This is a genomic window from Herbaspirillum sp. alder98, assembly GCF_020179755.1.
Taxonomy (GTDB): domain Bacteria; phylum Pseudomonadota; class Gammaproteobacteria; order Burkholderiales; family Burkholderiaceae_D; genus Herbaspirillum.
On the sequence record NZ_JAIUCY010000007.1, the window covers coordinates 1 to 18,115 of the forward strand.

At 62.7% G+C, this 18,115-nt stretch carries 19 protein-coding genes; 6 read left to right on the plus strand and 13 right to left on the minus strand.

The window, feature by feature from the left end; translation table 11 throughout:
* The 4 genes from LBW87_RS16245 to LBW87_RS16260 form a co-directional block, all read right to left on the minus strand.
* Positions 1-542 (minus strand): branched-chain amino acid ABC transporter permease (locus LBW87_RS16245; RefSeq protein ID WP_225202546.1); only part of this gene is annotated, 542 nt, incomplete at its 3' end.
* A gap of 51 nt (positions 543-593) precedes the next feature.
* Complete coding sequence (locus LBW87_RS16250) at positions 594-1,529, minus strand: delta(1)-pyrroline-2-carboxylate reductase family protein (protein ID WP_225202547.1); 936 nt, start codon at positions 1,527-1,529, stop codon at positions 594-596.
* Positions 1,530-1,540: 11 nt separating this feature from the next.
* Entirely contained in the window at positions 1,541-2,551 is a 1,011-nt protein-coding gene (gene lhpH / locus LBW87_RS16255) for a trans-3-hydroxy-L-proline dehydratase (RefSeq protein ID WP_225202548.1), read from the minus strand.
* A 181-nt stretch (positions 2,552-2,732) separates the two neighbouring features.
* On the minus strand, positions 2,733-3,869 hold the full coding sequence (locus LBW87_RS16260; RefSeq protein ID WP_225202549.1) for a branched-chain amino acid ABC transporter substrate-binding protein: 1,137 nt from the start codon (positions 3,867-3,869) through the stop codon (positions 2,733-2,735).
* Positions 3,870-4,212: 343 nt separating this feature from the next.
* Between LBW87_RS16260 and LBW87_RS16265 the strand changes: the two genes are divergently transcribed.
* Positions 4,213-4,677 (plus strand): Lrp/AsnC ligand binding domain-containing protein, encoded by a 465-nt coding sequence (locus LBW87_RS16265; RefSeq protein WP_225202550.1) that lies wholly within the window; start codon positions 4,213-4,215, stop codon positions 4,675-4,677.
* A 27-nt stretch (positions 4,678-4,704) separates the two neighbouring features.
* On the opposite strand, the gene LBW87_RS16270 is transcribed toward LBW87_RS16265, so the two are convergent.
* From LBW87_RS16270 to gpmA, 8 genes are all read right to left on the minus strand, one after another.
* On the minus strand, positions 4,705-5,865 hold the full coding sequence (locus LBW87_RS16270) for a branched-chain amino acid ABC transporter substrate-binding protein (RefSeq protein WP_225202551.1): 1,161 nt from the start codon (positions 5,863-5,865) through the stop codon (positions 4,705-4,707).
* Positions 5,866-6,009: 144 nt separating this feature from the next.
* Complete coding sequence (locus LBW87_RS16275; RefSeq protein ID WP_225202552.1) at positions 6,010-8,034, minus strand: TonB-dependent receptor; 2,025 nt, start codon at positions 8,032-8,034, stop codon at positions 6,010-6,012.
* Between the two features lie 180 nt (positions 8,035-8,214).
* Positions 8,215-8,625 (minus strand): hypothetical protein, encoded by a 411-nt coding sequence (locus tag LBW87_RS16280; RefSeq protein ID WP_225202553.1) that lies wholly within the window; start codon positions 8,623-8,625, stop codon positions 8,215-8,217.
* A 136-nt stretch (positions 8,626-8,761) separates the two neighbouring features.
* Entirely contained in the window at positions 8,762-9,208 is a 447-nt protein-coding gene (gene dksA / locus LBW87_RS16285; RefSeq protein ID WP_225202554.1) for an RNA polymerase-binding protein DksA, read from the minus strand.
* Positions 9,209-9,703: 495 nt separating this feature from the next.
* The gene (locus LBW87_RS16290; protein WP_225202555.1) at positions 9,704-10,459 is read right to left on the minus strand and encodes a HesA/MoeB/ThiF family protein; all 756 of its coding nucleotides are present in this window, start codon (positions 10,457-10,459) and stop codon (positions 9,704-9,706) included.
* 100 nt (positions 10,460-10,559) lie between these two features.
* Positions 10,560-12,047 carry a S41 family peptidase gene (locus LBW87_RS16295; RefSeq protein WP_225202556.1) on the minus strand — a complete coding sequence of 496 codons (1,488 nt, stop codon included), beginning with the start codon at positions 12,045-12,047 and terminating at the stop codon, positions 10,560-10,562.
* Positions 12,048-12,050: 3 nt separating this feature from the next.
* The gene (locus LBW87_RS16300; protein ID WP_413927658.1) at positions 12,051-13,415 is read right to left on the minus strand and encodes a murein hydrolase activator EnvC family protein; all 1,365 of its coding nucleotides are present in this window, start codon (positions 13,413-13,415) and stop codon (positions 12,051-12,053) included.
* 203 nt (positions 13,416-13,618) lie between these two features.
* Positions 13,619-14,365 (minus strand): 2,3-diphosphoglycerate-dependent phosphoglycerate mutase, encoded by a 747-nt coding sequence (gene gpmA / locus LBW87_RS16305; RefSeq protein WP_225202558.1) that lies wholly within the window; start codon positions 14,363-14,365, stop codon positions 13,619-13,621.
* Between the two features lie 172 nt (positions 14,366-14,537).
* Between gpmA and LBW87_RS16310 the strand changes: the two genes are divergently transcribed.
* The 5 genes from LBW87_RS16310 to LBW87_RS16330 all read left to right on the plus strand — a co-directional run bounded on the left by LBW87_RS16310 (position 14,538) and on the right by LBW87_RS16330 (position 17,327).
* Positions 14,538-14,951 (plus strand): rhodanese-like domain-containing protein, encoded by a 414-nt coding sequence (locus LBW87_RS16310; protein ID WP_225202559.1) that lies wholly within the window; start codon positions 14,538-14,540, stop codon positions 14,949-14,951.
* Positions 14,948-15,208: a glutaredoxin 3 gene (grxC, locus tag LBW87_RS16315; protein ID WP_225202560.1), complete on the plus strand. Its 261-nt coding sequence runs from the start codon at positions 14,948-14,950 to the stop codon at positions 15,206-15,208. Before LBW87_RS16310 ends, grxC begins: the two co-directional genes overlap by 4 nt.
* Before the next feature lie 59 nt (positions 15,209-15,267).
* The gene (gene secB / locus LBW87_RS16320) at positions 15,268-15,759 is read left to right on the plus strand and encodes a protein-export chaperone SecB (protein ID WP_225202561.1); all 492 of its coding nucleotides are present in this window, start codon (positions 15,268-15,270) and stop codon (positions 15,757-15,759) included.
* 95 nt (positions 15,760-15,854) lie between these two features.
* Complete coding sequence (locus LBW87_RS16325) at positions 15,855-16,301, plus strand: SH3 domain-containing protein (RefSeq protein WP_225202562.1); 447 nt, start codon at positions 15,855-15,857, stop codon at positions 16,299-16,301.
* Between the two features lie 24 nt (positions 16,302-16,325).
* A complete protein-coding gene (locus LBW87_RS16330; protein ID WP_225202563.1) occupies positions 16,326-17,327 on the plus strand; it encodes an NAD(P)H-dependent glycerol-3-phosphate dehydrogenase in 1,002 nt (333 codons plus the stop codon).
* 128 nt (positions 17,328-17,455) lie between these two features.
* Here LBW87_RS16330 and LBW87_RS16335 read toward each other — a convergent pair whose 3' ends face one another.
* Positions 17,456-17,689 carry a hypothetical protein gene (locus LBW87_RS16335; RefSeq protein WP_225202564.1) on the minus strand — a complete coding sequence of 78 codons (234 nt, stop codon included), beginning with the start codon at positions 17,687-17,689 and terminating at the stop codon, positions 17,456-17,458.
* Positions 17,690-18,115: the final 426 nt, after the last annotated feature.

The window sequence follows — 18,115 nt, forward strand, 5'->3', positions numbered from 1 at the left end:
GCGGTGGCGCGCATGGCGCGGCCCATCTTGGTCTTCTCCACGATCAGCACCAGGCCCACCATGGCCAGCACCGCCAGCACCAGCAGCATGATCTGGGTCGGCGAGATCAGCGCGCCGGCGATATGCATCGGATCCGACGGCATCACCTGCGGGAACGGCAAGGGGCTGCGGCCCCAGATCATCATGGCAGCAGTCTGCAGCAGGATCGAGATACCGATGGCGGTGATCAGGGGCGCTAAGCGCGGCGCATTGCGCAGCGGCCGGTAGGCCACCCGCTCGATCAGCAGGCTGACCACGATGCACACCGGAATGGCGCCGACGATGGCAATGATCAACTGCACGATGCCCGGCAATTGCGGCGCGTACTGCTGCACCACTTTGAGCAGCCACAGGCCCACCATCGCACCCACCATCAGGATGTCGCCATGGGCGAAGTTGATCAGGTTCAATACCCCGTACACCATCGTGTAGCCCAGGGCGATCAGCGCATACATGCTGCCCAGAACCAGGCCGTTGATGATCTGCTGGATGAAAATGTCCATGAAACGAAGTCTCCTGTCTGTATGACTTATGGAATTGCGAATGAATGCGACTTAGCCCAGCATTGCCCGCGCCACGCGGGCCGCAGCCAGATCCCACGAGGCCTGGCCGACCGTCTTCAGTACCGGCAGTGCGCCGTCGCGTGACAGGGCCGCACTGGCCACCTTGCCCGACAACACGTCGCCGATGGCCACCACCTGCTGCCAGTCGATGCCGGCCTGTATCAAGTCGCCCGCCTCATGCCGGGCACCGGCCGGGTCGTCGACCACGATGCGGCGCGCATGCAGCAAGGCCGGAGGAAACTCGGCCATGTCGGGCTTGAACGCGCCCACGCCGACGACCAGCGTATCGGCGCCGATGTTCTCTGGAATCACCGGCTGGCGCGATGTGGTCAGCGCGATCACCACGTCGGTCACAGGCGCTTCGCTTTGCAGCAGGTGCGCCGGCAACGGACTGGCGACCACATCCGGATGACGCTGCGCCAGCGCGGCGCAAAAATCCTGCATGCGCGCCAGGTCGCGCGCGGCAATCCAGAACTGGCGCACGCCGAAGATGACCACCAGGGCATCGGCGTGGGCTGCAGCCTGGGCGCCGGTGCCGATCAGCAACGCCGAACGCGGCGCGCGTGGCAGCAAGGTGCGAATGCCGAGCATGGTCATGGCGGCGGTGCGGCGACCGGTCACCGTGGGGCCATCCAGCAGCGCAATGCGGCGACCGGTGTGGGTCTCGAAGACCACCACTTCGCCCTGGATCGCCGGCAAGCCGTGCCGGCCATTGTCGGCATGCACGGTAATGAGCTTGGTGACCGACAGATCGTCGGCAATCGCCGGCATGCCCAGCAATACGCTGGAGGCGTCGATCGGCACCACCTGGCGATCCGGGGCGCGGATCGCGCCACTGGTGAACTGTTGCGCTGCCGTGTCGAGGGCGTCGACCAGTTGCGCATAGGGCAGCGCGGCGGCGGTTTGCCGGGCGTCGAGAATATGCATGTGGGTGGCCTTTAGCGCAGGAAGAACCCGGTCGGGAACGGATCGGAATCTTCCAGCACCCATTGATTGGTACTCATGATGTGGGCGTGGCCGCTGACTTCGGTCAAGGCGCCGTCGAATTCACCGACCCGGGTGGCGCCGATCACGCGCACGCCGAAGTTGCTGCCGACGATGCTGCCGTTGACGTAGTGCTGGTCCAGCGCCAGCTGGCCACGCAGGAACAGTTGCGCGGCGCGCCCCGAGGTGCCGGTACCGGTGGGCGAACGATCGACCTCGCGATCGGCAAAGATGCACACATTGGATTGGTCCGCGCCGGGGAAATTGGGCTCGCTGTCGATGATGGTGCCGTACAGCGAATCGAGTCCTGGCTCCAGCGGGTGCCGGATCGCCACCTGCGCCTTGACCGCCGCCTTGGTCTCGGCCCCCAGCTGGATCAGCTGGCGCACCAGTTCGGGCTTGACGGTCAGGCCGGCCTGGGCGGCGTTGATGTAGTAATAGAAGGCGCCGCCGAAGACGATGTCACCCTGCACCCGGCCAAAACTGGGGGTGTCGACCACCACGTCGCGGCGATAGATGAAGGCCGGGACGTTGCGAAAGCTCACGCGTCCGGCGCGGGTGCCGTCCCATTCGACGAAGGCTTCGATGAAACCGGCCGGTGCATCGAAACAGATGCGGGTGCTGGGCGCGGTGCGCTCGACATAGCCCATCTCGACCAGTACCTTGCCCAACGCAATGATGCCGTGGCCGCACATGTCGCTATAACCTTCGTTATGAATGAAGATCACGCCGAAGTCGGCCTCGGGCGTCACCGGCGGCAACAGGTAGGCGCCGTACATGTCGGCATGCCCGCGCGGCTCGTTCATCAGGAACTGGCGCAGGTCGTCTCGATTTTCCTTGAGCCACGCCCGTTTTTGCAGGATGTTGGCGCCGGGCACCTGCGGCAGGCCCGAGACCACGATGCGCAGCGGTTCGCCGCCAGTGTGCGCGTCGATGGTCTGGACGGTACGGGTATAACTGAGCATGGAAAATCCTTGGTTCCGCTGGCCGCGACCATGACCCGCCCACGACGGGCGAACACGGTCGGCAACGGGAACGTACGATGAGAATACGGTAGAAAGTGCTTCAACCACGGCCACCCTGCACGCCCCGGTCGGGCAGCGAGGCAGCGGCAGCAGGCGCAATGCCCGCTGCCTTGACTGGCAATTAGTAGCTGGTCAGTGGGACAGGCACGCCGTCCTTGAAGCGATACACGGTCACGGGCGACTGCTTCAGGTCGTGATTGGCATCGAAGTCGTACTGGCCGGCCACGCCCTTGTAGCTGATCTTGGCCAGTGCCGGGCCGAACTGCTTGGGTTCGATCGAGTTGGCGGTCTTCATGGCCTGGGCGATCAGCATCATGCCGTCATAGAACGACACGGCATAGGTTTCAGCAGGACGGCCATACTTCTTCTGGTAGTCCTCGGCGAAGACCTTGCCTTCCTTGGCCTTGTCCAGCATCGTGCCGCCTTGGGTACAGTAGACGGTCTCGCCGATGGCGTCGCCACCCAGGCGGCCCATTTCAGGCGAGCAGATGCCGTCGCCGCCCATCAGCGTGGCATTGATGCCGAGCTGCTTCATCTGGCGCTTGATCGGGCCGCCTTGCGGTGCATAGCCACCGATGAACACGGCGTCTGGCTTCTTGCCCTTGATCGAGGTCAGGATGGCGGTGAAATCGGTCGCCTTGTCGTTGGTGAAGTCCTTGCTGACCACTTCGATGCCGTTGGCCTTGGCCACCTTGCTGAACTCTTCAGCCAGGCCCTGGCCGTAGGCGGTGCGATCGTCGATCACCGACACCCGCTTGACCTTCAGTTCCTTGGCCGCATACAGGGCCATCTTGCCGCCCAGCTGGCTGTCGCTGGCCGCAACGCGGAACAGTGTGGCAAACCCTTGCTGGGTGATCTTGGGGTTGGAGGCCACGGTGGCCACCACCACGCCGGCGTCGTTGAACACGCGCGAGGCAGGAATCGTCACACCCGAGTTGTACGGACCGACGATGGCCTTGATGCCCTGGTCGACCAACTTCTGGGCAGCGCCCACACCGGACTTCGGATCGGCCTGGTCATCCTCGGCGATCACTTCGAACTTGAGCTTCTTGCCGCCCACCACGATACCCTGGGTATTGAGGCGCTCGACGGCCAGCATCAGACCGCCCTGGTTATCCTTGCCGGCCGATGCCTGGGGGCCGGTCAGCGGGCTGGAAAAGCCGATCTTGACGACTTGCGTTTCCTGCGCCATGGCGAAGGCGGGGATCAGGGCCAGCGATGCGGCGATGATGTTGAGTCCGGTGACGCGCTTGAACATTGAGTGTTTCCTCTCTCTAGAAGTCAGACTGCGGGTAAATCGGTTGAGACGCCGGGATAGCAGGATATCTCGCTGGCCATGAAACCATGGGAGCGATTCCGTCGATGCTGTACACACTGCGCCGTTGCAGGGTCGAACATATGAAACCTGTTGATAAGTTTGCCGGAATACTGCTGTTATCCGCGCAGATGCACCGCCGTTGGCGCACCATGCCCGCATTACGTTGTATGTTTTTATGAGGGAGGATTCTATTTACTCTTTACTGATATTAGGCGCGTTTATTGCCTTTATAATCAAAATTAAATTCTCCAAAAAATTTTTGCACTAAATTAAATTCGGATTTATGGCGGCGCTCGACAAAATCAGCAAGAAAATCCTGGCCGAACTGCAAAACGACGGTCGCATCAGCAACGTCGATCTGGCGGGGCGGGTCAACCTGTCGCCGGCGGCATGCCTGGAACGGGTGCGCAAATTGCAGGAGGCCGGCTATATCCTCGGCTTCGCCGCCCAGCTCAATCCGGAACTGCTGGACGTGTCGCTGCTGGTCTTCATCGAAGTGGTGCTCGACCGTACCACGCCGGATGTGTTCGCCGAATTCAAGAAGAGCGTGCAGAGCATCCCCGAGATCATGGAATGCCACATGGTCGCCGGCGGTTTCGACTATCTGGTGAAGTCGCGGGTGAAGGACATGAATGCCTATCGCGAATTCCTGGGCAAGTCGCTGCTGCAACTCAAGGGCGTGCGCGAGACCCATACCTATGCGGTGATGGAAGAGGTCAAGAACACCATCCGCCTGCCGATTCGCTGAGCGCCATGACCGCCATGCGGCAACCGATCAGTAACTGGCCAGCGGCACCATCTCGCCGTCCTTGAAGCGCAGGATGGTGACACTGGACTCCTTGAGGTCATGCTGGGCATTGAATTCATAGCTGGCCGTGATGCCCTTGTAGCGTGCCCGCGCAAGGGCCGGCATCAGTTGCCGGCCTTCGATCGAGCCCGACGATCGGATCGCGTGGGCCAGCAGCATGACGCCATCGAAATACGAGGCGGCATAGACGTCTGGCGCGCGCCCGAACTTGCGCTGGAAGCCGGCCGCAAAAACGGCGCCATCGGTGGCCTTGGTCAACCACTCTCCACCCAGCACGCAGTAGGTGTTGTCGCCCAGGGCAGCGCCCGCCGCGTGCGCCACCACCACCGAGCACAGTGCATCCCCGCCCAGTACCGGCCGACTGATCTTCATCATCCGCATGTGCTTGATCAGGCGCGCCGAATGCAATGAATAGGCGCCGATGAAGACCGCCTCCACCTGACTGTCGCGGATACGGCGCAGCACTGCAGCCGTCGTCGCGTCGTCGGCGCCGGGCGCGATCCTTTCGCGCGGTGCGACCTGCAGGCCGAGCGAGCGGGCGCTGCGCTGGAAGGCATCGATGAGGCCATCGGCGTAGGGACTGCCATCATCGATGACGGCCACGCTGTTCAACTTGAGCGTGCGCGCCGCATAGTGGGCCATCTTGGCGCCGATGTCGCCATCACTGGCAACGATCCGAAAGATATAGGGTTGTCCCGGCTGGGTCACGCGGGGGTTGGATGCGGCAGTCAGCGCGGGCGTCTGGCCATCGTTGTAGGCACGGGCCGCGCCCAGCGCGACGCCTGAATTGATCGGCCCCAGTACTGCGCTCACGCCAATGGCTGACATTTCGCGCGCGATCTCCGCGCCGCGCTGCGGGTCGGACTGGTCGTCACGGACCACGGTCTCGAAGCGCAGCGACTTGCCATCGAGCTCCATGCCCTGCTGGTTGAGTCGATCAATCGCGATCTGCATGCCGTTGAGCGCATCGATGCCGATCGGCGCGCTGGGACCGCTGAGCGGCCCACTGAAGCCGATACGCACGACCTGTACCCGCTCTGGCGTTTCAATCACCTCGGCGTGCGCCACCAGCACGTCGAACATCAGGGAAGCCGCCAGCACGACGCGGGCAAGGACAATGGTTTGCATGCGTTCGGGAAACCGAAAGGAAGGGGGGCAAACCCATACTAGAAGCAATTCTGGACAAACACAACCGATGCCGCCCTGCACTACCGGCATCGGTGGTGAATGGTCATGCCGGCAGAGCGTGCACCGGCATGACCAGGGACAGCGTCAGAAACTGGAACGCACGCCCAGGATGAAGTTGCGGCCACCCAGGGGCACCGATTCCTTCAATACCGACGTCGACAGGCGAATATCCTGGTTGAGCAGGTTGCGCGCCAGTGCGAACCAGGTCAGCTTCACGCCATTGAGTTTCTGGGTGTAGGACAGATTGGCGTCGAGCTGGGTGTAGGACGGGGTCTGGTAGGTTTCGAACGAGGCCAGGCGGTCCTGCTTCTTGGCCCGCAATACCTTCATGCCGCTGGCCCACGGACCGGTGCGGTAAGCCAGTTCGACGCCGTAGCGGGTGGCCGGCTGCAGCGGCAGGCTGCCCTGGTTGTCGAGCGTGCCGCGCGAGGTATCGGCGAAGGTCCGGGCGGCGAAGCCGTCACCGTTCCAGTTGTAGCTCACCTCCACTTCGGCGCCGCGGATGGTGGCGTCGCCCTGCGACCAGAAGCGCTGGGTGAATTCGCCGGCAGGATCGGGATTGCCTGCGTCATCGACCTGGCCGTTGGTACGGCCGTAGATATAGTTGTTGACCTTGTTCTGGAACAGGTTGCCCTTCCAGCGCACCAGGCCCTCGGTCTTCTGCAGCGTCAATTCGAGATTGTGTGAAGTCTCTTTCTTGAGCTGTCCATCGCCGACATCGAAGGTGGCAGTCGATTCGTGCGGCCCGTTGGAATACAGCTCCTCGACCGTCGGCGCACGCTGCGCCAGCGAATAGGTCAGGCCCACGCCGTAGCCGGGCGTGAAGGTCCACAGCGCACCGGCCGACCACGACAGCAGGCTGAAATCGCGTCCGGCCAGGCCACTGCCGGCATCGGGACGGCGATTGACGCTTTCGGCCCGCAAGCCGGCGCTGGCCAGTACCGGTCCGAACTGGCGCTCTTCGACCAGGAAACCGGCGAACGAGCTGGATCGGGTCGGCGGGGTCAACTCCGAGCTGCCCGACTGGGCCGACAAGGCAGAGTAATTGCTCTGCTCGGTCTGGACTCCGAAGGTGCCATGCCAGCCGGCCAGCGGGGCATGCGTCAACTCCCAGCGCGTTTGCAGGGCGCGGTTCTTGAAGATGGTGGCGGGCGTGCCATCCTGCGCCTTCTCGGCGTGGGTGTAGTCGGTGTAACCGAACTTGAAGCGCATGCTCTCGATGCCGGCAAACGGGTCGCGCACCAGGGTGTCGATGTCGTAGCGGCTCTGGTGCAGGTCGATGAACGACTTCTCGGCGGTGGGAATGCCGTAGTGGTCGTCCAGCGTCGAGGCTGACAGGCCGACATGGCCCCACGAGGTGATATACGAGGCGCCCACGCCGCCACTGGTTTCATGCGTAAAGCTATTGGGCAGGCGGCCGCTGGCGCTGCCGGCATTGCCCTGGGTGGCGTTGCCCGGGATCTTGTAGTTGTCGGTGTCGCGATAATTGCCATCGATGTGCAGGCCGATCGGGCCGGCCGAGGTATCCAGCACGAAGGAGCCGTTCTTCTCGCCATCGACGGTGCCAACACGGCCTTCCACCGTGCCGGTCGGCTTGGGCAGCAGCAATGTCGGAATGCGGTCATTGACCACGTTGACCAGTCCGCCGATGGCGCCCGATCCATACAGCAGCGTGGCCGGGCCGCGCAGGATCTCGATCTGGCGCGCCGTGGCCGCTTCGGTCGACACCGCATGATCGTTGGAGACGGTGGAGACATCCGACACCGCCATGCCGTTCTGCAGGATCATCACGCGTGGACCTTCCATGCCGCGGATGATGGGGCGCGAGGCGCCGGCGCCGAAGGCCGATGCAGACACGCCCAGTTCGGACGACAGGGTGTCGCCCAGCGAGTTGCCGAGCTTGTTGCGCAGTTCGTCGCCTGCCAGCACCTTGGCCGGCGTCAGCACCTGCACGTTTTCATCGGAGCCGAACGGGTTGGCGGTGACCACGATCGGTTGCAGCGTTTGCGGTGCGTCGCCGTCGGTGGCCTGGGCCGAAGCCGAGACCGACCATGAAGCGAGAGCGGACAGCACGGCGGCTGCCAGATATTGTTGGCGTTGGTTAATCATTTGAATTCCCTGTAGTGCATGCGCGCCGCGCGGCGCTCCATGGGCATGGCGGCGCGCGGCGCATTCAGGCCGGCCGTCGCGACGCGTACCGGCCGGCTGCGCTGATGGCAACACGATCGGAGTCACGCAGGACAACCGGCAACGAGGGGCCTGACGGCCCCGATCAGATCAGGCGGGAATTCAGCGCGGCGGGGCGCGCGATAGGAAGGGGCAATTGACGGGTGCGTCCCACGACGCGAATGCCTGCCACAGTGCCAGCACGCGCATCGGCGGCAGCAATGGCATGGCAGGAAAATCGAAGTGCATCATCGCCGCCAGCGTGGCGCCGTCGTAGGCTTCGCACGAATGGTGGCGACCGCCATGGGCGCTGGCGTGGTCGCTGCCATCATCGGCATGATGCGCCACCGCCGCCGGATGGCCTTCGTCGAACAGCGCCTCGTTGATCTGCGAATGTACGCTGCTCCCCTGCCAGTTGGCGTGCGCTATGGCGTGCACCAGCCCCAGCGCCTGGGCGAACAGCAACGACATCACCAGCAGGGCGATGAAGAACTGGGTGCGCGCGCGACGCTGGTTGGACATGGGGATATACATGATGACTGCCGACATGCTACGGGAGCGGCATTGAATTTCTGCGATTGGCGAGGTCAAGCCAGACACTGCCAGCGGCAGTGAGCCGGCTGGCACATCGCTCCGTCAGCAACGGAGCGGCTCGACCCCGCACGAGCGATCAGTCGCCGTACAATTTCTGCTTGAGCTCACGACGTTGCTGCGCTTCCAGCGACAAGGTCGCCGTTGGACGTGCCAGCAGGCGTGGAACGCCGATCGGTTCACCGGTTTCTTCGCACCAGCCGTAGTCGCCGCTATCGATGGACACGATCGATTGCTGCACCTTCTTGAGCAGCTTGCGTTCGCGGTCGCGGGTACGCAATTCGAGAGCGTGTTCTTCTTCGATGGTGGCGCGGTCAGCCGGGTCTGGCACCAGCACGGTTTCGCGCAGGTGTTCGGTGGTTTCGCCCGCATTCTTGAGCAAGTCCTTTTCAAGCTGTTGGAGCCGGACCTTGAAGAACGCCAGCTGGGCCGGGTTCATGTAGTCCTTCTCGTCCATCTTGAGGATTTGCTCTTCAGTCAGCAATGTTTGCGCTGCAGGGGTAGTTTTGGGAGTTTTGGTTGCCACTTCGCTTACTTTCAATACTACGGGTTTTTCAACTATCCAAATCCCGACGGATGCTTCGCTGCCGGAACCGGTCGCTTTTGAATCCACTTCCCTTGTCGCGTTCTTGCACCTCTTGGCTTGAAACCTGAGCGAGCGTCTGCCGCAGTTGCCTCTTGCGGCCAGATCGGGCCGTAGAAAACACAGCCATTTTCGCGGTCAGGATTGTACACCAACCGCTGGCAATGCAAGTTTTTGGAGTCGCACAGTGGTCGCGACGCGCCACTGCGGCTGATAAGACTACTGGAGTGCCGCAGGAATGACGCTCCGACATCGCCAGCATCAGCGGCGGCGGACCGGAAAACAGCGTCTTTCGCGGAGCCTTTCATTACTTCCCCCAAACGGGTAAGGCATTGCCGGCTGATTCCGCTTAGAAATTATGGTGGTGCCAGGATCAGCTGATATACGACGGATCAGCAGAGTTATACCAGAAGATCGCCTCGAATGGGAACAGCCCGATCAAGCATGCCGCTGACCGCACACCGGACAGGTGGCGTCGCGGCCCACGGTGATCGAGGTCCATTCCATCTCGCGCGCGTCGAGGATCAGCAGGCGCCCGGCCAGCGAGCGCCCGATACCAGCCACCAGCTTGAGCGCCTCGGCGGCCTGCATGGTTCCAATAATGCCGACCAGCGGCGAAAACACCCCCATCGTCGCGCATTGCACTTCATCGAACTGGCGATCAGGCGGGAACAGGCAGGCATAGCAGGGACTGGACGGCTGGCGCGAATCGAACACGCTGACCTGGCCATCGAAACGGATCGCCGCGCCCGACACCAGCGGCACGCGCGCCGCCACACAGGCCTGGTTGACGGCGTGGCGGGTGGCAAAATTGTCACTGCAATCGAGCACCACGTCAGCCGCCGACACCAGCGCCTGCAGGCGCTCGCCTTCGACCCGCTCGGCCAGGCCGATGACCTCGATCCCGGGGTTGATCTGCTGCAGCGCCTGGCGCGCGGACTCGACCTTGGGCTGGCCGACCCGCTCGGTGGTATGCATGATCTGGCGCTGCAGATTGGTCAGGTCGACCTGGTCGTCGTCGACCAGCGTGATGCGCCCCACCCCGGCCGAGGCCAGGTACATGGCCGCCGGCGAGCCCAGGCCACCGGCGCCGATCACCAGCGCGTGCGCGGCCAGCAGGCGCGCCTGGCCGTCGATGTCGATCTCATCGAGCAGGATATGGCGGGAGTAGCGCAGCAGTTGTTGGTCGTCCATGGGGCAGGGTTCTGTTGGCCAAATGAAAACGGGCCGCTGACGCGACCCGCACCCACACGAGGCATGCACCGGGATGCCGTCAACGGCATCCCGGGCCACATCACTTCTCGATCTTTTCCGGTGGCGTCTTGCTGTCCTTGGCCGGTGCGGCAGGAGTAGCGTTCTTGCCTTCCTCGTTGCGCACTTCCGGCTTGGCCTTGGAAACCTGCACCGGCAGACCCTTCAGGTGATTCAGGGCCTGGGTCAGCTGGAAGTCTTCCTGGCTGCCGAAATCGAGCGGCTTGCGCTTCTTCTCGGCGGCGATCAGGCGCTCTTCGGCCAGCTCGTCCATGGCTTGCGCCTTGACCTCGGCCGACTTGTCGGTGTCGTTGCTGAGGTGCTTGGACAGGTCAGCCTCGCGCAAGCGCAGGCCGTTCAGGCCGTCGCCGTCCGGGAATTCATCGACCATGATGTCAGGCACGATACCGCGCGCCTGGATCGAGCGGCCCTTGGGCGTGAAGTAGCGCGCCGTGGTCAGCTTGACCGCCGTGTTCTTCTCGGGCGGCAGCGCGATCACCGATTGCACCGAACCCTTGCCGAAAGTCTGGGTGCCCATGATGGTGGCGCGCTTGTAGTCTTGCAGGGCGCCAGCCACGATCTCGGAAGCCGAGGCCGAACCGCTGTTGACCAGCACGACCATCGGTACCTTCTTGATGGCGTCCGGCAGGCGCGACAACGGGTCGTTGAGCGGGCTGGAGGCATAGAACTCGCGCTTGGCATAGAACGTTGCCTTGGAGCTCGGGATCTGGCCATTGGTCGACACCACCACCGAATCCTTTGGCAGGAATGCCGCCGACACGCCGATGGCGCCTGGCAACACGCCGCCCGGATCATTGCGCAGATCCAGCACCAGACCCTTCAGGTTCGGCTCCTGCGCATAGATGGCGGCCAGGCGGCGCGACATGTCTTCAACTGTCGGCTCCTGGAACTGGGTCACGCGCAACCAGGCGTAGCCGGGCTCGATCACCTTGGACTTGACGCTCTGGACGCGGATTTCCTGACGGGTGATGGTCAGGATGATCGGCTTGTCCTCTTCCTTGCGGGCGATGGTCAGCGTGATCTTGGTGTTGGGTTCGCCGCGCATCTTCTTGACCGCTTCGTCCAGCGACAGGCCCTTGACGGGGGTGCTGTCGAGACGGGTGATCAAGTCACCGGCCTTGATCCCGGCGCGAAACGCCGGAGAATCCTCGATCGGCGAGATGACCTTGACGTAGCCGTCTTCCATGCCGACTTCGATGCCCAGGCCGACGAACTTGCCCATCGTCCCTTCGCGCAGCTCCTTGTAGGCCTTCTTGTCGAGATAGGCGGAGTGCGGGTCGAGTGAGGCCACCATGCCGGAAATGGCTTCGGTCAGCAGCTTCTTGTCTTCTACCGGTTCTACGTAGTCCGACTTGATCAGACCGAATACATCGGTCAACTGGCGCAGCTCCTCCAGCGGCAAGGCCGCCGTCACATTCTTTTGCGCGATGGCGTCGAACTGAATCATCGCCGTGGCGCCCGCCACCATGCCCAACCCGATCAGACTGATATTCTTGAGTTTGCTGCCCATGTGTCACCTAGTAGTTACCCACCCGAGTGGGTCGAATGCGCGGCCCTGATGCCGCATTTCAAAGTATAAACCCGATTGCTCGTTACCGCCGCTATTGCCCGCAGTGGCGATGGTTTCGCCACCTTTGACCACATCCCCCGCGCGCTTGAGAATGGCCTGGTTGTTGCCGTAGATGGTCATGTACTGGTTGCCGTGGTCGACGATCACCAGGTTGCCAAAGCCGCGCAGCCAGTCGGCGAACACTACCCGCCCACCCGCCACAGCCCTGACTTCGGCCCCTTCGGCGGCACGAATGAACAAGCCACGTGAAGTCGGCCCGTCACCCCGGCGACTGCCGAATTTGGCCGTCAGGTCACCCCGCACCGGCAGCCGCAATTGTCCACGCTGGCTGGCGAAAGGCTTGCCGAAATTCTCCGACTGCAGTTCGGGCAGCGATTCGTTGCGTCCCAATGAGGCCGACTGCGGCGGTTCGTCGTCGTCGATGGCGTCCGATGGATCCGGCGCCTTGGGCGCCGGCTTGCCGGCCTTGGCTGCCTGCGCGGCCCTATCGGCGGCGCGCGCACGCTGTTCGGCCAGACGCTTCTCGCGTTCGGCACGGGCTTTGGCCAATTGTTCCTGGCGGCGCTTCTCGCGCGCCTCGGCTTCGGCCTTCTTTTGCTGTTCGATCAGTTGCGCCAGGCGATCGACCAGGCTCGACAGGCGTTGCTGGTCCTGCTCGATATGGCCGACTTCCTTGCGCTGGGCGCTGAGTCGCGTCGACAGCTGCGACAACAGCGAAGCGCGCTTGGCCTTTTCCTTTTCGAGGGTCTGCTTCTGCTCGTTCTCTTCCTGGGCGATCTCTTCGAGCTCGAACTTGGCGTTCTGGGTCTCGGCCTTGTTGCTGCGAATCGCCTGCTGGTTGGCGCGCAGCGTGTCGATCAGCTTGGCCTGGGCCTGCGAGACATAACCCAGGTATTGCAGTTCGCGGTTGATGCGATTGGGATTGTCGCCCGACAGCAGCAACTTGATGCGGTCTTCATTACCGGCCACGTGCTGTTCGCGCAGCAATCGCGACAACTGCGCCTGCTGCGCATTGACCTGGGCGCTGAGCTCGTTGAGTTGCCGCACCAGTTGCGTGAGCCGGCTTTCGGTCTGCTGCTGCTCCACTGCCAGGTCGCGCAGCGAGCGGTTGGCGCGCGAAATGGCCAGCTCGGATGCGGCCAGCGCATCGGCCGCGTTGCCCTTGGCGGTCTCGGTCTGGTCGATGTCGCGCTTGAGCGCCGAGAGGCGCTGGCGCAGATCGGCCTGCTCCTTCTCGGCCGCCTGCTTCTGGCGCGTGCGCTCGGTAATCGCCTGGGCCTGCGCGGTGCCGGCCGACACCAGGCCGATGACACCCAGTGCCAGCAGCAAGGCGGCCACGCCGCAGGCGCGCTGCCACAGCAACGGATACGATTGGCTCAACGGACGCAATGGACGAACAGCTGCCATCGACACGCCGAATCGGGATTCGGCATGCAGCGATGGCAGGGTTGCGCCAGGATGGGAGTCGCCGGACCCGATGGTCCGGCCGGGGCGACTGAAGAAACGCAGTTTTATGTCGACTTCCCTTGGTTGGCTACCGCCTTGAGCGCGGCTTCGATAGCGGACTGGTCGCCCAGGTAATAGCTCTTGATCGGCTTCAGATCGGCATCCAGTTCATACACCAGCGGCTGGCCGTTGGGGATGTTCAGGCTGACGATGTCGTTGTCGCTGATACCGTCCAGATACTTGATCAGGGCGCGCAGGCTGTTGCCGTGGGCCGAAATGATGATCTGCTTGCCGGCGCGGATGGCCGGGGCAATCGAATCGTTCCACGCCGGCAGCACGCGCGCAACCGTGTCCTTCAGACATTCGGTCAGCGGGATTTGTTCGCGCGCCAGGCCGGCATAGCGCGGGTCGTCATACGATGCACGCGGGTCGTCCGCGGTCAGTGGATTGGGCGGCGTGTCGTAGCTGCGACGCCAGACCAGCACCTGCTCGTCGCCATACTGGGCAGCGGTCTCGGCCTTGTTCAGGCCCTGCAGCGCGCCATAGTGACGCTCGTTGAGACGCCAGTCGTTCTTCACCGGCACGTACATCTGGTCCATTTCGTCGAGCGTGGTCCACAAGGTGCGAATGGCGCGCTTGAGCACCGAGGTGTACGCCAGGTCGAAGGCAAAACCGGCTTCCTTCAACAACTTGCCGGCCTGGCGCGCTTCGGCCACGCCCTTCTCGGTCAGGTCGACGTCGACCCAGCCGGTAAACCGGTTGGCCAGGTTCCAGGTCGATTCGCCGTGGCGCATGAATACGATTTTGTACATAGTTGGCTTTTTTGATGGATGGAAAAAGCGGTGCAGGACAGTCTTCGAGCGGCGCCGTGCGCCATGCCAGCGAAGAGCTTCCGGGCCCCGAAGGGCCGCGCGATCCGATAATGCGAATCGACAACTGCTTCTATTTTATAATGCCGGGATTCAGTAAACCCATTGGACCGCCGTGAAATTCATCATCGACAATATTTTCCTGATCGCACTGGCGCTGGTATCGGGCGTGGCACTGCTGGTGCCCTACCTGCAACAGCGCGGCAACAAGCTCTCCCTGCTGCAAGCTACCCAGATGCTCAACCAGGGCAAGACCCTGGTGCTGGACGTGCGTGACACCAGCCAGTTCGCCGCAGGTCACCTGCGCGACGCCCGCAATATCCCCTTGAAAGAGTTGCCGCAACGCATCGGCGAACTCGACAAGCTCAAGGGTCGCGCGGTGATCGTGGTGTGCCAGAACGGCAGCCAGGCCATGAAGGCCGAATCGACCTTGAAGAAGGCCGGCTTCGCTGACGTCTATGGCCTCCAGGGCGGCATCGCTGCCTGGCAGGGTCAAGGCCTGCCGCTGACCGTCAAGGATGCAAAATGAGTGCCCCGATCGTCATGTATTGCACCGCCGTGTGCCCCTATTGCGTCATGGCCGAGCGCCTGCTGACCAGCAAGGGCATCACCGAGATCCAGAAGATCCGCGTCGATCTCGAACCTCAGCAACGTGAACTGATGATACAAAAGACCGGTCGTCGCACAGTGCCCCAGATCTATATCGGCGACACCCATGTGGGTGGTTTCGACGACCTCAACGCCCTCGAACGCGCCGGCAAGCTCGATCCGCTGCTGCAAGGCTGAAGCTGCACCTGGCCCTGATGCAAACTTTTAACTGACTTTAACGATACTGAAAGAGATCCATGTCGGAACAGAACCAACAGACTGAACAACAACCCGTTTTCCAGATTCAACGTGTCTACCTGAAGGACCTGTCGCTGGAACAACCGAATTCGCCGCAGATCTTCCTCGAGCAGGATTCGCCCTCGATCGAAGTGGCCGTCGACGTCAATGCCGAAGTGCTGGCCGATGGCGTGTTCGAGTCCGCCGTGACCATCACCGTCACCGCCAAGATCAAGGACAAGGTCGCTTTCCTGGTCGAAGGCAAGCAAGCCGGCATCTTCGAGATCCGCAACGTGCCCGCCGAGCAACTGGACCCGCTGCTGGGCATCGGCTGCCCCAACATCATCTATCCGTACCTGCGCGCCAACATCGCCGACGCCATCACCCGCGCCGGTTTCCCACCGGTGCACCTGGCCGAGATCAACTTCGAAGTGTTCTACCAACAGCGCCTGCAGGCACTGGCCGAGCAACAGGACGCCACCCTGGTCAGCGGCTCGAACGCAGTCAACTGATCTGGCGTGTCGGCCGCCATCGGGCGGCGCGACCGTTTTCACCCTGCGCTGCCGGTCGTGCGACCGGCAGCCAGCGATCCTGCGAAAGACACCCCATGAAACTGCCTCTCTTCATCGCGGCCACGGTCCTGGGATCGACCCTGGCCCATCACGCTTGCGCGCTCGACTTCAAATCGGTCGGCGGCGCCCCGGCGATCATGTACGACGCCCCTTCCGAAAAAGGTCGGCGGGTGTATGTCGCGCCGCGTGGCATGCCGGTCGAAGTGGTGGTGACCTACGGCGAATGGAGCAAGGTCCGCGACGCTGCCGGCACCTTGTCCTGGATCCAGTCCAAGGCCATCACGCCCAAGCGCATGCTGGTGGTCAGCGCCGCCAATGCACGCATCTTCACGGCCGCCGATGAAGGCAGCCCGGTGGTCTTCACCGCCGACAAGAACGTGCTGCTGGACATGATCGAAAGCCCCAACAACGGTTGGGTCAAGGTTCGTCACCGCGACGGCCAGAGCGGCTTCGCCAAGGTCGGCGATGTCTGGGGCGACTAAGCCCTGCTGCCCGAGCCACCTATCATGAACATCACCATTCTCGGTGCCGGCGCCTGGGGCACGGCACTGGCCATCACCCTGGCGCGCCGGCATGACGTCGTACTGTGGGGGCGCAACCGCGAGGCCATGGTCGATGCGCAACAGGCCCGCGAGAACCGGTCCTATCTGCCTGGCTTCCCGTTACCGGATACGCTCACCGTCACGGCCGACTTCGAACTGGCCGTCGATCATGTCTGCGGCGACCCGTCGTCGTTGCTGATCGTGGCCTCGTCGGTGGCCGGCTTGCGCGAGCTGGCCGGGCAACTGCGCGCGCACGCCATCCCCAACCTGGTCTGGCTGTGCAAGGGCCTGGAAGAACATACCCGCCTGCTGCCGCACCAGATTGTGCAGCAGGTGCTGGGCGACAAGATCGCCGCCGGCGCTTTGTCGGGCCCCTCGTTTGCCCAGGAAGTCGCACGCGGCCTGCCCTGCGCCCTGACCATCGCCGGTGGCGACGCCGCACTGTGCCAGCGGGTGGTCACGGCGGTCCATGGCGGCAACATCCGCATCTATTCCAGCGACGATTTGATCGGGGTCGAGATCGGCGGCGCGGTCAAGAACATCCTGGCCATCGCCACCGGCGTGGCCGATGGTCTGCAACTCGGCCTCAATGCCCGGGCGGCGCTGATCACCCGCGGCCTGGCCGAGATCACCCGGCTCGGCGTGGCGCTGGGCGGCCGTCCCGAGACCTTCATGGGACTGTCCGGCGTGGGCGACCTGATCCTGACCTGCACCGGTGACCTCTCGCGCAATCGGCGGGTGGGCCTGGGACTGGCGCAAAACAAGAAGCTCGACGATATCGTGACCGAACTGGGCCACGTGGCAGAAGGGGTGCGCTGCGCCAAGGCGGTGCGCGAACTGGCACGCGAACGGCAGATCGACATGCCGATCACCGATGCGGTCGCCGCGGCGCTATTCGATGGCGTGTCGGTGCAAGAGATGGTGACGCGCCTGCTGGCGCGGGATGCACGGGAAGAGACCGTATAGGCGTTTAAGCGTCTAAGCCCTGCAAGTACAACAGCCCCCATCAGCGGCAACGCTCATGGGGGCTGTTTGCATGACAACGACATCCGGTGCTGCAGGGGCCGGCAACTGGCCGGCCGCTTAACTCAGTGTCAGCGCGCGATGATGTCGCTTTGCATCTTCGGGCGCTTGAAGCGCTGCGGCGATCCGCCTTCGACGACGTCGTCCATGTGCTTGGAAATCTTGTCGTAGGCGGAGCAGTCATCTGCTTCGTCCTTGATGCGCTTGCTCAGGCGCGACGGACGGGATTCACCGGACATGGCCAACTGCGCTGCGCGGCCTGCGTGGTTACGATTGACGGGTTTATTGCGTTGAATGGCTTGCATCGTTTTTCCTTCTACGTCACCTGACGTTCTATGTTCTTCGATATTCCCCTATCGAAAAACCGGCAGTGCTTCGACCTTGTCGAAAAGCAATGCTCCCCAGTACGAATACTTATTCCTTTGGCATTTGAAACGATCGCTCTTAACTGGCGCTTTAACTATGTAACGCTCAAGTCGCGATTTGGAATACGTAAAAAGTCAGGATTTTGTCAGCCAATTTCAATTTATTTTTAGGCAACATTTTTATGCTGCGATGCGGCATTACGTAAAAATGGCTTAACCATGCAGGTTTGCAGGCACTTTCCGTGCTGGGATTTGTGCAAAATTCAGCCGCCGATGCCCGTTGAAACAAATGTTGCCAAACGTATCTGCATCGCAAATACCACACGTTCACCAGCCTTTTTCGATAAAAAATGATGCCAAAACACA